Here is a 13,865-nt window from a genome sequence, read left to right on the forward strand (position 1 = left end):
GCGCTCCGATAGCTGCGATCTCCCATGGGACAGCGGCACTAACGCAGCAGCCTCAAAGCGACACAGGAGTCATGGTGAGTAAAAAGCACACCCAAGGTCGGGTGGCATTCGCGACCGTCGTCGGTACCAGCATCGAGTGGTACGACTACTTCCTCTATGCGGCGGCCTCAGGGCTGATCTTCAACGAGCTGTTCTTCGGCCCGCTGGGTTCGACGCTGTCGACCATGGTCGCCTTCGCCACCGTCGGCATCAGCTTCCTGTTCCGACCCCTGGGCGCTTTCCTGGCCGGACACTACGGCGACAAGCTGGGGCGACGGGTCGTCCTCATCATCACGCTCATCGCCATGGGTGCCGCCACCGCTCTGATCGGCTTCCTGCCGACCTACGATTCGATCGGCATCGCGGCACCCATCCTCCTCATCGTCCTACGCATCATCCAGGGCATCTCAGCCGGCGGCGAGTGGGGCGGAGCGGTTCTTCTGGCCGTCGAGCACGCGGAGCCCAAGCATCGCGGGCTGCGCGGATCCTTCCCGCAGATCGGCGTCTCCATCGGACTCATCCTCTCTTCGGGCGTGCTCGCGCTCATGACCGCGATCGCCCCCGGAGAGGCCTTCCTCGAGTGGGGCTGGCGGGTGCCGTTCTTCCTCTCGATCCTGCTCGTCGCCGTGGGCTACTGGATCCGCCGCGGCGTCGAAGAGTCCCCCGTCTTCCACGAGATCGCCGAGCGTAAGGAGCAAGTGACCAATCCGCTGGGCAAACTGTTCAAGGGCCACTGGCTGCTCGTCATCCTGGCCTCGCTGGTCTTCGTCGGCAACAATGCCGCAGGCTACATGACCACCGGCGGCTACATCCAGAACTACGCCACGGACCCAACCGGACCGGTCGGGCTCGATCGCGGCCCCGTGCTCTGGGCAGTCTCCGCATCGGCGGTGTCGTGGCTGATCTTCACGATCATCGCCGGCTCCGTCTCTGACAAGATCGGTCGCAAGAACACCTATCTGCTGGGCTGGGTACTGCTGCTGATCGGCATCTTCTCGCTCTTCCCGCTGGTCAACACCGGCAGCATCTGGATGCTCTTCCTGGGGCTGATCATCTTAACCGTCGGGCTCGGATTCACCTACGGGCAGCAACCGGCGATGTATGCCGAGATCTTCCCCTCCAGCGTGCGATTCTCCGGTGTATCGGTCTCCTATGCGATCGGGTCGATCCTGGGCGGAGCCTTTGCTCCCACGATCGCAAAGGCGCTGGTGGCGTCGACCGGCACAACCACCTCGGTGGCCATCTATCTGGCCATCATCACGCTCATATCCCTTGCCGCAACTTTGGCCCTGCGGGACCGGTCGCGCATCCCCCTGGGCCCCGACCACGAGGAAGAGCAGTCGGTGAGCCCAGTCATAGGCATTGGCTCAAGATGACCTGAGTAACACACGATCGTATATGAACTGCTAATATTGGAAAGTCACAAAGACGTGTGATGAACCGGAGGTTGACATGCATTTTCACCAGCACGGCTATGTGTCCGCAGACCCGCGGATCGAAGCTGCAGCAGGTTACGGAATCGATCGTCCACAGGACCTGCCCGATGAGGTCGATGTCCTCATCGTCGGCAGCGGCCCGGCGGGCATGATTGCGGCGGCACAGCTGTCTCAGTATCCCGAGGTCAACACCCGGATGATCGAGAAGCGGGACTCACGACTGGTCATCGGTCAGGCCGATGGCATCCAGGCCCGATCGGTCGAGACCTTCCAGGCGTTCGGATTCGCCGAGGAGATCATCCGCGAGGGTTATCACATCATCGACATGTCCTTCTGGAACCCGGACCCGGAGAACCCCGAGCACATCATCCGTACGGGACGGCCGAAGGACGATGAAACCGGAATCAGCGAGTTTCCGCACCTCATAGTCAACCAGGCTCGCGTCCTCGACTACTTCGCTCAATTCGCCAAGCAGTCCCCCGGACGCGTCGAGCCCGACTACGGCATCGAGTTCGTCGATCTGAGCGTCGACGGTGACACCGGTTCAAATCACCCGGTGACGGTGACAGTTCGCTATACCGCAGGAGCGCGCGCAGGCGAAGAGCGCACGATCCGCGCCGGTTATGTCGTCGGCTGCGACGGAGCCCGCTCGGGCGTACGCAGGTCGATCGGTCGCACGATGACCGGCGACCAGGCCAATCACGCCTGGGGCGTCATGGACGTGCTCGCCAACTCCGACTTCCCCGATATCCGCACTAAGTGCGCCATCTCCTCCAAACATGGCAACATCCTTCACATCCCCCGCGAGGGCGGGCACCTGTTCCGCATGTACGTCGACCTCGGCGAGGTCCCAGAGGACGATGCACGCAAGGTGCGGCAGACGAGCGTCGATGAGATCATCGATCGTGCGAACGCCATCATCAAGCCCTACAGCATCGACGTGAAGAACGTCGCCTGGCACAGTGTCTATGAGGTCGGGCACCGGCTCACCGATGCCTTCGACGACACCGACGACACGACTCCCGGATCACCGTGTCCACGCGTGTTCATCACCGGCGACGCCTGCCACACGCACTCGGCGAAGGCCGGTCAGGGCATGAACGTGTCGATGCAGGACGGGTTCAACATCTCGTGGAAGCTCGGCCAAGTGCTGTCCGGACGATCCTCACAGGAGCTGCTGCGGACCTATTCCGCCGAGCGTCAGGTCACGGCGAAGAACCTCATCGACTTCGACAAGGAATGGTCGACGCTGATGGCCACTCCGCAGGAGGAGCTGCCGGACGAGACCTACCTGCAGGACTTCTATGTCAAGACCGCTGAGTTCCCGGCCGGGTTCATGACCGAATACACCGAGTCGATGATCACAGCGTCCACCGCGCACCAGGAGCTGGCCACCGGCTTCCCCGTGGGCAAGAGGTTCAAGTCTGCTCGGGTCCAGCGCAGCTGCGACGCCAACTACATCCACCTGGGACACAGGGCACGGGCCGACGGCCGCTGGCGCGTCTATGTCTTCGCCGATGCGCCGGCACCGGGTAGCAATGCCTCGTCCAAGGTCACCCAGTTGGCCGACTGGCTCAGTGCCGACCCGGCCTCGCCGTTGGTCAAGTACCGTCGTGCAGGTGAGGACCTCGACAGCCTCCTCGAGCTCAGCGTCATCTACCAGCAGGGTCACACCGAGTTCTCCTTCCCCGATGTGCCGACGGTCTTCCGTCCGCATGTGGGCGAGTTCGACCTTGAGTATGTGGAGAAGATCTACGCGACGCTGGCCGATGAGGACATCTTCGACGTGCGCGGCATCAGCCGTGACGGTGCTGTGGTCGTGGTCCGTCCCGATCAGTACGTCTCGGGCATCTTCCCGTTGGATGCCCATGACGAGATCGGCAAGTTCTTCGACGGAGTGTTTCGTCTCCGAACAGTGACGTCTTGGGAACAGCAGCGAGTCTGATCCACTGTCGCCGACGTCTCTTCAGTGTGGGCATACCTCACCTGAGGAGGCGTCGGCGTTGTCGTTGGGCAATGAGTCCGCTGATTCCAGCTGCGATCACCATGATGCTGCCCATGTGGTCGCCGGCGTGGACGCCTCATAGCGGTCTTGCGCGCAGTCACGGCTGATGCTTCGGACGAGATCTGCCAACAGACGATCCGGCGCTCCCCGCTGCACCAAGCGCCAAAGCACCCACCAAACATATGAAGAAGCCGAAGTCAGGGACTGCGACTTCCATGCCACCCGTCGGCATTCCCTCAGCAGTCTGACCGTCCCATATCAGAGACGGCGGGTTGAGAGCGGCGAAGACGAGAACGATGATGAGGAGCGCGGCGATGACCATCGCTGCACCAGACCACCAGCGCGAGATTCCGAAGAGCAGAGGCAGAATCGAGAAGACGACCACCAACAGCCAGACTGCGAAGAATCCTGGAACAGCAGTCGCCGGATCAAACGGGTGCTCCCCCAACGACGTGATCCTGATCCTCGGCCCATCATCGTTTCCGCTGTCGAGGATGGGTACGAAGATCGTGATCACCCACGCGGCGACAGTCACCAGCGGCAGGAGAGTCGCAATCCGGTGGAAGCGCGTTGTTCGGGGTCCGTGAGAGCTGCCATCGTCAACATTCATACTCAGAATCCTGAGGCGGATCGTGGTGTCAGCCGTGTCGGATCTGTTGCAGTCTCAGCACGTCACCCGACGTCGAACATCCCCGAGCGCAGAGCCTCCTCAATTGTGCTTCCCGTCGAAGCCTCCGGCACACGCCGCCGGCCAGACGACCGAGATCGACCAGGCCCACGGGACCGGGACGGTATCTCAGACTCACTGTCGGCGGAAGGCACAGAGGATCGACCACCTCGGCGATCTCGGCGATCTCGCAGTCGTTGCTCTCCCCTGCCGGCGCCGCTGCCACGAACTTCCTGGCCTCCGAGGCCGAGATCGGGAGGAACGGCAGCTCCACCTCACGTTCGCCGACGTCGCCCGACTCCGAATCCGCGTCAGGCGGGTCTTTCTGCGGTTCGAGCAGCCCGGCGAGTTTCAGCCGCCAATCGTCGGCGGCGTTCGCATCCGGTGGTGCTGTACCGGGCCGTGGGTATCTCATTCGTCTGACGAACGGAGGCGTTGCCGCTTCATAGTCGAGGCCGCTAGGTGTGGTGACCTTCAAACCCTGAGCCGTGGCCTCGTGCTTCCACCCCGGTGTTCCTTTGCATAGTTGCAGGCTGCACACAGTCCCGAGCCGTTCTCCCACGAGGTCGCTCCCCCGGATGCATATCCCTCGGCGTGATCGGCGTGCTTGATTCTGGCATCGCACCACGGCGTCCGGCACACGTCATCGCGGTAGACGACCATCTGCCTGAGCAATCCGGTGAAGGACCGCGAGCGGGATTCCATGCCCACCAGTTGGCCATCGGTGACCTGAGTGAACATGCGGCGGATGAAGACCTCTGCCTCATTTGCGGCGATGAAGCTGCGAGCCGTCTTGGCAGGCAGGGGGCCGAATCCGGGCAGCCACGCGGGAACATACCGTCGGAGAACAGGGATTCCGCCTCGATGACAAGGTGGACTTCGGTGGGAACTGCCTCGGCGCCTGCCTGACCGGTGAGCCGCTCGACGAGGGTGTCGGCCATGAGCTGATTGTGCCTGCGCCCCTGTGCCGTCCCGGCTGCCAGGGCTGAATCTGTCGCTTCTCTCGCAGTCCTTCATAGACCGCGACTGCCTGTTGGATGGGCAGAATCGCAGAGACACGTCCCATCCCGTCATCGAGCGGGGTCATCGTCACGCGCCGATTGGCTGTTGCCCTCTTCACCCGTTCGGCAGCGGCTTCGTCGTTCATCTCTTCTGCCAGGGCTCGCGCTTCGGTCCGCAGACTCCGCAGACCCGATGGCCCCATACTCGATTTCATTCGAGTGTCGATCTTGCGTCGGTCGGCGGAAGGCAGGCATGCGGTCTCGTCGACCATGATGCGTGCCTTGTCCTCGGAGATCTCACCCGAGGACAGTGCCTTGAATGTGTTGGGCAATTCGCGACACTGGCCTCGGGTGAGATCTCCGAGGACAAGGCACGCATCATGGTCGACGAACCGCATGCCTGCCTTCCGCCGACCGACGCAAGATCGACACTCGAATGAAATCGAGTATGGGGCCATCGGGTCTGCGGAGTCTGCGGACCGAAGCGCGAGCCCTGGCAGAAGAGATGAACGACGAAGCCGCTGCCGAACGGGTGAAGAGGGCAACAGCCAATCGGCGCGTGACGATGACCCCGCTCGATGACGGGATGGGACGTGTCTCTGCGATTCTGCCCATCCAACAGGCAGTCGCGGTCTATGAAGGACTGCGAGAAGCGACAGATTCAGCCCTGGCAGCCGGGACGGCACAGGGGCGCAGGCACAATCAGCTCATGGCCGACACCCTCGTCGAGCGGCTCACCGGTCAGGCAGGCGCCGAGGCAGTTCCCACCGAAGTCCACCTTGTCATCGAGGCGGAATCCCTGTTCTCCGACGGTATGGTTCCCGCGTGGCTGCCCGGATTCGGCCCCCTGCCTGCCAAGACGGCTCGCAGCTTCATCGCCGCAAATGAGGCAGAGGTCTTCATCCGCCGCATGTTCACTCAGGTCACCGATGGCCAACTGGTGGGCATGGAATCCCGCTCGCGGTCCTTCACCGGATTGCTCAGGCAGATGGTCGTCTACCGCGATGACGTGTGCCGGACGCCGTGGTGCGATGCCAGAATCAAGCACGCCGATCACGCCGAGGGATATGCATCCGGGGGAGCGACCTCGTGGGAGAACGGCTCGGGACTGTGTGCAGCCTGCAACTATGCAAAGGAACACCGGGGTGGAAGCACGAGGCCACGGCTCAGGGTTTGAAGGTCACCACACCTAGCGGCCTCGACTATGAAGCGGCAACGCCTCCGTTCGTCAGACGAATGAGATACCCACGGCCCGGTACAGCACCACCGGATGCGAACGCCGCCGACGATTGGCGGCTGAAACTCGCCGGCTGCTCGAACCGCAGAAAGACCCGCCTGACGCGGATTCGGAGTCGGGCGACGTCGGCGAACGTGAGGTGGAGCTGCCGTTCCTCCCGATCTCGGCCTCGGAGGCCAGGAAGTTCGTGGCAGCGGCGCCGGCAGGGGAGAGCAACGACTGCGAGATCGCCGAGATCGCCGAGGTGGTCGATCCTCTGTGCCTTCCGCCGACAGTGAGTCTGAGATACCGTCCCCGGTCCCGTGGGCCTGGTCGATCTCGGTCGTCTGGCCGGCGGCGTGTGCCGGAGGCTTCGACGGGAAGCACAATTGAGGAGGCTCTGCGCTCGGGGATGTTCGACGTCGGGTGACGTGCTGAGACTGCAACAGATCCGACACGGCTGACACCACGATCCGCCTCAGGATTCTGAGTATGAATGTTGACGATGGCAGCTCTCACGGACCCCGAACAACGCGCTTCCACCGGATTGCGACTCTCCTGCCGCTGGTGACTGTCGCCGCGTGGGTGATCACGATCTTCGTACCCATCCTCGACAGCGGAAACGATGATGGGCCGAGGATCAGGATCACGTCGTTGGGGGAGCACCCGTTTGATCCGGCGACTGCTGTTCCAGGATTCTTCGCAGTCTGGCTGTTGGTGGTCGTCTTCTCGATTCTGCCTCTGCTCTTCGGAATCTCGCGCTGGTGGTCTGGTGCAGCGATGGTCATCGCCGCGCTCCTCATCATCGTTCTCGTCTTCGCCGCTCTCAACCCGCCGTCTCTGATATGGGACGGTCAGACTGCTGAGGGAATGCCGACGGGTGGCATGGAAGTCGCAGTCCCTGACTTCGGCTTCTTCATATGTTTGGTGGGTGCTTTGGCGCTTGGTGCAGCGGGGAGCGCCGGATCGTCTGTTGGCAGATCTCGTCCGAAGCATCAGCCGTGACTGCGCGCAAGACCGCTATGAGGCGTCCACGCCGGCGACCACATGGGCAGCATCATGGTGATCGCAGCTGGAATCAGCGGACTCATTGCCCAACGACAACGCCGACGCCTCCTCAGGTGAGGTATGCCCACACTGAAGAGACGTCGGCGACAGTGGATCAGACTCGCTGCTGTTCCCAAGACGTCACTGTTCGGAGACGAACACTCCGTCGAAGAACTTGCCGATCTCGTCATGGGCATCCAACGGGAAGATGCCCGAGACGTACTGATCGGGACGGACCACGACCACAGCACCGTCACGGCTGATGCCGCGCACGTCGAAGATGTCCTCATCGGCCAGCGTCGCGTAGATCTTCTCCACATACTCAAGGTCGAACTCGCCCACATGCGGACGGAAGACCGTCGGCACATCGGGGAAGGAGAACTCGGTGTGACCCTGCTGGTAGATGACGCTGAGCTCGAGGAGGCTGTCGAGGTCCTCACCTGCACGACGGTACTTGACCAACGGCGAGGCCGGGTCGGCACTGAGCCAGTCGGCCAACTGGGTGACCTTGGACGAGGCATTGCTACCCGGTGCCGGCGCATCGGCGAAGACATAGACGCGCCAGCGGCCGTCGGCCCGTGCCCTGTGTCCCAGGTGGATGTAGTTGGCGTCGCAGCTGCGCTGGACCCGAGCAGACTTGAACCTCTTGCCCACGGGGAAGCCGGTGGCCAGCTCCTGGTGCGCGGTGGACGCTGTGATCATCGACTCGGTGTATTCGGTCATGAACCCGGCCGGGAACTCAGCGGTCTTGACATAGAAGTCCTGCAGGTAGGTCTCGTCCGGCAGCTCCTCCTGCGGAGTGGCCATCAGCGTCGACCATTCCTTGTCGAAGTCGATGAGGTTCTTCGCCGTGACCTGACGCTCGGCGGAATAGGTCCGCAGCAGCTCCTGTGAGGATCGTCCGGACAGCACTTGGCCGAGCTTCCACGAGATGTTGAACCCGTCCTGCATCGACACGTTCATGCCCTGACCGGCCTTCGCCGAGTGCGTGTGGCAGGCGTCGCCGGTGATGAACACGCGTGGACACGGTGATCCGGGAGTCGTGTCGTCGGTGTCGTCGAAGGCATCGGTGAGCCGGTGCCCGACCTCATAGACACTGTGCCAGGCGACGTTCTTCACGTCGATGCTGTAGGGCTTGATGATGGCGTTCGCACGATCGATGATCTCATCGACGCTCGTCTGCCGCACCTTGCGTGCATCGTCCTCTGGGACCTCGCCGAGGTCGACGTACATGCGGAACAGGTGCCCGCCCTCGCGGGGGATGTGAAGGATGTTGCCATGTTTGGAGGAGATGGCGCACTTAGTGCGGATATCGGGGAAGTCGGAGTTGGCGAGCACGTCCATGACGCCCCAGGCGTGATTGGCCTGGTCGCCGGTCATCGTGCGACCGATCGACCTGCGTACGCCCGAGCGGGCTCCGTCGCAGCCGACGACATAACCGGCGCGGATCGTGCGCTCTTCGCCTGCGCGCGCTCCTGCGGTATAGCGAACTGTCACCGTCACCGGGTGATTTGAACCGGTGTCACCGTCGACGCTCAGATCGACGAACTCGATGCCGTAGTCGGGCTCGACGCGTCCGGGGGACTGCTTGGCGAATTGAGCGAAGTAGTCGAGGACGCGAGCCTGGTTGACTATGAGGTGCGGAAACTCGCTGATTCCGGTTTCATCGTCCTTCGGCCGTCCCGTACGGATGATGTGCTCGGGGTTCTCCGGGTCCGGGTTCCAGAAGGACATGTCGATGATGTGATAACCCTCGCGGATGATCTCCTCGGCGAATCCGAACGCCTGGAAGGTCTCGACCGATCGGGCCTGGATGCCATCGGCCTGACCGATGACCAGTCGTGAGTCCCGCTTCTCGATCATCCGGGTGTTGACCTCGGGATACTGAGACAGCTGTGCCGCCGCAATCATGCCCGCCGGGCCGCTGCCGACGATGAGGACATCGACCTCATCGGGCAGGTCCTGTGGACGATCGATTCCGTAACCTGCTGCAGCTTCGATCCGCGGGTCTGCGGACACATAGCCGTGCTGGTGAAAATGCATGTCAACCTCCGGTTCATCACACGTCTTTGTGACTTTCCAATATTAGCAGTTCATATACGATCGTGTGTTACTCAGGTCATCTTGAGCCAATGCCTATGACTGGGCTCACCGACTGCTCTTCCTCGTGGTCGGGGCCCAGGGGGATGCGCGACCGGTCCCGCAGGGCCAAAGTTGCGGCAAGGGATATGAGCGTGATGATGGCCAGATAGATGGCCACCGAGGTGGTTGTGCCGGTCGACGCCACCAGCGCCTTTGCGATCGTGGGAGCAAAGGCTCCGCCCAGGATCGACCCGATCGCATAGGAGACCGATACACCGGAGAATCGCACGCTGGAGGGGAAGATCTCGGCATACATCGCCGGTTGCTGCCCGTAGGTGAATCCGAGCCCGACGGTTAAGATGATCAGCCCCAGGAAGAGCATCCAGATGCTGCCGGTGTTGACCAGCGGGAAGAGCGAGAAGATGCCGATCAGCAGCAGTACCCAGCCCAGCAGATAGGTGTTCTTGCGACCGATCTTGTCAGAGACGGAGCCGGCGATGATCGTGAAGATCAGCCACGACACCGCCGATGCGGAGACTGCCCAGAGCACGGGGCCGCGATCGAGCCCGACCGGTCCGGTTGGGTCCGTGGCGTAGTTCTGGATGTAGCCGCCGGTGGTCATGTAGCCTGCGGCATTGTTGCCGACGAAGACCAGCGAGGCCAGGATGACGAGCAGCCAGTGGCCCTTGAACAGTTTGCCCAGCGGATTGGTCACTTGCTCCTTACGCTCGGCGATCTCGTGGAAGACGGGGGACTCTTCGACGCCGCGGCGGATCCAGTAGCCCACGGCGACGAGCAGGATCGAGAGGAAGAACGGCACCCGCCAGCCCCACTCGAGGAAGGCCTCTCCGGGGGCGATCGCGGTCATGAGCGCGAGCACGCCCGAAGAGAGGATGAGTCCGATGGAGACGCCGATCTGCGGGAAGGATCCGCGCAGCCCGCGATGCTTGGGCTCCGCGTGCTCGACGGCCAGAAGAACCGCTCCGCCCCACTCGCCGCCGGCTGAGATGCCCTGGATGATGCGTAGGACGATGAGGAGGATGGGTGCCGCGATGCCGATCGAATCGTAGGTCGGCAGGAAGCCGATCAGAGCGGTGGCGGCACCCATGGCGATGAGCGTGATGATGAGGACGACCCGTCGCCCCAGCTTGTCGCCGTAGTGTCCGGCCAGGAAAGCGCCCAGGGGTCGGAACAGGAAGCTGATGCCGACGGTGGCGAAGGCGACCATGGTCGACAGCGTCGAACCCAGCGGGCCGAAGAACAGCTCGTTGAAGATCAGCCCTGAGGCCGCCGCATAGAGGAAGTAGTCGTACCACTCGATGCTGGTACCGACGACGGTCGCGAATGCCACCCGACCTTGGGTGTGCTTTTTACTCACCATGACTCCTGTGTCGCTTTGAGGCTGCTGCGTTAGTGCCGCTGTCCCATGGGAGATCGCAGCTATCGGAGCGCTGACGTGACCTCAATCATGTGACGCGGACTACTTGTCCTCCGGAACCGTATCATATACGATCTGGGTGAAAGCCAATCGAAATGAGGTGCGAGATCGATGTCGACTCCAGCTGGTGTCCCAGTCCGACCGGGCAAGATCATTGCCGTCCACGTGGCGTACGAGTCACGCTCCGCCCAGCGCGGAAAACGGCCGTCCCAGCCGTCCTACTTCCTCAAGGCCACCAGTTCCCTGGCCGCATCGGGTGAGGCGATCGAGCGTCCCGCCGGAACATCGCTGCTCGCCTTCGAAGGCGAGATCGCGGTCGTCATCGGCACCGCGGCCCGATCCGTCAGCCCCGACGAGGCCTGGACCTTCGTCGAGGGAGTGACCGCGTCCAACGACTTCGGCCTCTACGACATCAAGTCTCCCGACAAGGGCTCGAATCTGCGGTCGAAGAGCCGCGACGGCTACACGCCGCTGGGCCCCGACATCATCCCCGCAGCCGAGGCTGACCCCCAGTCGCTGCGCATCCGCACCTGGGTCAACGGCGAGGTCAAGCAGGACGACGGCACGAGTGCCGCACAGCTGATCTTCCCCTGACCCGGATCATCGCCGATCTCAGCCAGCACATGACCCTGGAGCCCGGTGACGTCATCCTCACCGGAACTCCCGCAGGATCAACTGTTGTGGCGCCCGGGGATACGGTCGAGGTCGAGGTCACGACCACCTCGGCGAGCACCGGATCAGAACTCAGCTCGGGTCGCCTCGTCACGAATGTCGTCGAGGGACCGGGCGCATTCGACCGGAACCTCGGCAGCACCCCAGCCGTGACCGAAGCCCTGCAGGCCGACGCCTGGGGATCACGTGAGGAAGCCGGTCTGGCACCGGAGGAATCGTCCACCGGTCCGCTGAGTGAGGACCTGCGCGCCAAGCTCACCGAGGCTCCGACCGCTGGTCTCTCCGCGCAGCTGCGTGCACGGGGACTCAACAACGTCGTCATCGAAGGCGTCTCCCCGCTCGTGCCCGGCAGCAAGGTCGTGGGCACCGCGAAGACGCTGCGCTTCGTGCCCAACCGCGAGGACCTGTTCAAATCACACGGCGGCGGATACAACGCCCAGAAGCGGGCCTTCGACTCGCTGCAGTCCGGCGAGGTCGTCGTCATCGAAGCACGCGGCGAGTCCGGCTCGGGAACCCTCGGCGACGTGCTCGCGCTGCGGGCCAAGGCGCAGGGCGCGACAGGCGTCATCACCGACGGGGGAGTCCGCGACTCCGCCGAGGTGGCCGGGATCCTCCCCGTGTTCTCAACGTCGAGGAATCCCGCCGTGCTCGGCCGCAAGCACGTCCCGTGGGAATCCGACGTGGCCGTGGCCTGCGGAAACGCCACAGTGCTGCCCGGCGACGTGATCGTCGGAGACGACGACGGAGTCATCGTCATCCCACGCGGTCTCGTTGAGGAAGTCGTCGCTGCGGCGCTGACGAAGGAGATCGAAGACGGATGGGTGGCCGAGCAGGTGGCCGCCGGCAACCCGATCGAGTCGCTGTTCCCACCTAAGGGCGAATGGAAAGAGAAGTTCGAAGCCTGGAAAGCCTCACGATGACCACCGCTGACGCCGTCGACGCACCGGCGGAGCCGAGCTCACTGAGCAAAGCGGAGACGGCCTACCGCTGGATCCGTAAGTGCATCGCGGATCAGACCTTCGAACCCGGGCACAAACTGGTGCTGGCTCAGATCGCTCTCGAGCTCGATACCTCCGTCGTTCCGGTCAGGGAGGCCATCCGCCGCCTCGAGGCCGATGGGCTCGTGACCTTCGAACGCAATGTCGGAGCCCGGGTCGCCATGGTCGACCAGAGCTCGTACGCCCAGTCGATGGAGGCCGTGGCGATCCTCGAGGGAGCCGCGACCGCGCAGGCTCTTGATTTCCTGGACGAGCACGATCTCGCCGAGGCTGATGCGATCAATGAGCGCATGCGTGACCTGCTCGCCGACTTCGATCCCACCGAGTTCACCCGCCTCAACCACGAATTCCATGCGGCACTGTTTCGGCGGTGCCCGAACGAACGGCTGCACACCCTGGTCGCTGTCGAATGGGACCGTCTGGCGCACCTGCGGAACTCGACCTTCTCCTTCGTGCCCGAACGGGCACGGGGTTCGGTCGACGAGCACGCCAGGATCGTCGCACTCATCCGGGCCCGCGCCTCGGCGGAGGAGATCGAGCGAGTCGTGAGGAATCACCGCTCAACGACCCTCGCCAGCTACCAGGAAGCCCAAGCCAAACCCCAGATACCCCTGCAAGCACAGGAAACATCGACAGAGAAGAGGACAAGTCATGACCGAGTCCACTGCAACTCCCGCGAATCTGCCGGAGAAGATCCGTCACTACATCAACGGCGAGTTCGTCGATTCGATCGACGGCGAGGAATTCGACGTCATCAACCCGGTGACCAACGAGCCCTACATCAAGGCCGCATCAGGCAAGAAGGCCGACATCGACGCAGCCGTCGCCTCGGCGAAGCAGGCCTTCGACGAAGGCCCGTGGCCCTCGATGCTCCCACGTGAGCGTGCGCGCGTGCTCAACAAGATCGCCGACATCGCCGAGACCCGCAGCCAGGAACTCGCCGAGATGGAGTCCTTCGATTCCGGGCTGCCGATCACCCAGGCCAAGGGCCAGGCCAACCGCGCCGCGGAGAACTTCCGCTTCTTCGCCGATCTCATCGTCGCCCAGGTCGATGACGCCTTCAAGGTTCCCGGACGCCAGGCCAACTACGTCAACCGCAAACCCATCGGCGTCGCCGGGCTCATCACCCCGTGGAACACGCCGTTCATGCTCGAGTCCTGGAAGTTGGCTCCGGCCATCGCGACCGGCAACGCCGTCGTGCTCAAGCCTGCAGAATTCACCCCGCTGTCGGCCTCGCTGTGGCCGGGCATCTTCGAAGAGGCCG

General features: G+C 63.2%; 12 protein-coding genes and 2 pseudogenes. 8 read left to right on the forward strand and 6 right to left on the reverse strand.

Translation table 11 applies throughout. The annotated features are described in order from the left end of the window. The first annotated feature begins 71 nt into the window (after positions 1-71). Both HX613_RS08560 and HX613_RS08565 read left to right on the forward strand, forming a co-directional pair. On the forward strand, positions 72-1,415 hold the full coding sequence (locus HX613_RS08560; protein WP_235344949.1) for an MFS transporter: 1,344 nt from the start codon (positions 72-74) through the stop codon (positions 1,413-1,415). Positions 1,416-1,491: 76 nt separating this feature from the next. Then, positions 1,492-3,420 carry an FAD-binding monooxygenase gene (locus HX613_RS08565; protein WP_235344950.1) on the forward strand — a complete coding sequence of 643 codons (1,929 nt, stop codon included), beginning with the start codon at positions 1,492-1,494 and terminating at the stop codon, positions 3,418-3,420. A 157-nt stretch (positions 3,421-3,577) separates the two neighbouring features. Here the strand turns inward: HX613_RS08565 and HX613_RS08570 are convergent, their stop codons facing one another. From HX613_RS08570 to HX613_RS08585, 4 genes are read right to left on the reverse strand one after another with little or no spacing between them, the layout of a single operon-like run. Continuing rightward, a complete protein-coding gene (locus HX613_RS08570; RefSeq protein ID WP_235344951.1) occupies positions 3,578-4,090 on the reverse strand; it encodes a hypothetical protein in 513 nt (170 codons plus the stop codon). Between the two features lie 28 nt (positions 4,091-4,118). Next, positions 4,119-4,562: a hypothetical protein gene (locus HX613_RS08575; RefSeq protein WP_235344952.1), complete on the reverse strand. Its 444-nt coding sequence runs from the start codon at positions 4,560-4,562 to the stop codon at positions 4,119-4,121. Positions 4,563-4,621: 59 nt separating this feature from the next. Continuing rightward, positions 4,622-4,888: an HNH endonuclease gene (locus HX613_RS08580; protein WP_235344953.1), complete on the reverse strand. Its 267-nt coding sequence runs from the start codon at positions 4,886-4,888 to the stop codon at positions 4,622-4,624. Between the two features lie 22 nt (positions 4,889-4,910). After that, a complete protein-coding gene (locus HX613_RS08585) occupies positions 4,911-5,480 on the reverse strand; it encodes a DUF222 domain-containing protein (protein WP_235344954.1) in 570 nt (189 codons plus the stop codon). 104 nt (positions 5,481-5,584) lie between these two features. On the opposite strand from HX613_RS08585, the gene HX613_RS08590 reads away from it, so the two are divergent. From HX613_RS08590 to HX613_RS08600, 3 genes are all read left to right on the forward strand, one after another. After that, positions 5,585-6,325, forward strand: coding sequence for an HNH endonuclease (locus HX613_RS08590; RefSeq protein ID WP_235344955.1), 741 nt, complete (start codon positions 5,585-5,587; stop codon positions 6,323-6,325). Between the two features lie 112 nt (positions 6,326-6,437). Next, the gene (locus HX613_RS08595; protein ID WP_235344956.1) at positions 6,438-6,794 is read left to right on the forward strand and encodes a hypothetical protein; all 357 of its coding nucleotides are present in this window, start codon (positions 6,438-6,440) and stop codon (positions 6,792-6,794) included. A gap of 62 nt (positions 6,795-6,856) precedes the next feature. Continuing rightward, complete coding sequence (locus HX613_RS08600; RefSeq protein ID WP_235344951.1) at positions 6,857-7,369, forward strand: hypothetical protein; 513 nt, start codon at positions 6,857-6,859, stop codon at positions 7,367-7,369. 183 nt (positions 7,370-7,552) lie between these two features. On the opposite strand, the gene HX613_RS08605 is transcribed toward HX613_RS08600, so the two are convergent. Both HX613_RS08605 and HX613_RS08610 read right to left on the reverse strand, forming a co-directional pair. Beyond that, the gene (locus HX613_RS08605; RefSeq protein ID WP_235344957.1) at positions 7,553-9,454 is read right to left on the reverse strand and encodes an FAD-binding monooxygenase; all 1,902 of its coding nucleotides are present in this window, start codon (positions 9,452-9,454) and stop codon (positions 7,553-7,555) included. A gap of 76 nt (positions 9,455-9,530) precedes the next feature. After that, positions 9,531-10,874, reverse strand: a complete 1,344-nt coding sequence (locus HX613_RS08610) for an MFS transporter (protein WP_235344949.1) — start codon at positions 10,872-10,874, stop codon at positions 9,531-9,533. Between the two features lie 168 nt (positions 10,875-11,042). Between HX613_RS08610 and HX613_RS08615 the strand changes: the two are divergent. The 3 genes and pseudogenes from HX613_RS08615 to HX613_RS08625 form a co-directional block, all read left to right on the forward strand. Beyond that, a pseudogene (locus HX613_RS08615) lies at positions 11,043-12,523 on the forward strand (fumarylacetoacetate hydrolase family protein). Next, positions 12,520-13,098 (forward strand): annotated as a pseudogene (locus tag HX613_RS08620) (GntR family transcriptional regulator); the annotation flags it as partial. The pseudogenes HX613_RS08615 and HX613_RS08620, both read left to right, overlap by 4 nt. A 154-nt stretch (positions 13,099-13,252) precedes the next feature. Then, a partial coding sequence (locus HX613_RS08625; RefSeq protein ID WP_235344958.1) for an aldehyde dehydrogenase family protein occupies positions 13,253-13,865 on the forward strand: 613 nt, incomplete at its 3' end.

This window comes from Brevibacterium sp. UCMA 11754 (assembly GCF_021532275.1).
In the GTDB taxonomy this organism is placed as follows: domain Bacteria; phylum Actinomycetota; class Actinomycetes; order Actinomycetales; family Brevibacteriaceae; genus Brevibacterium.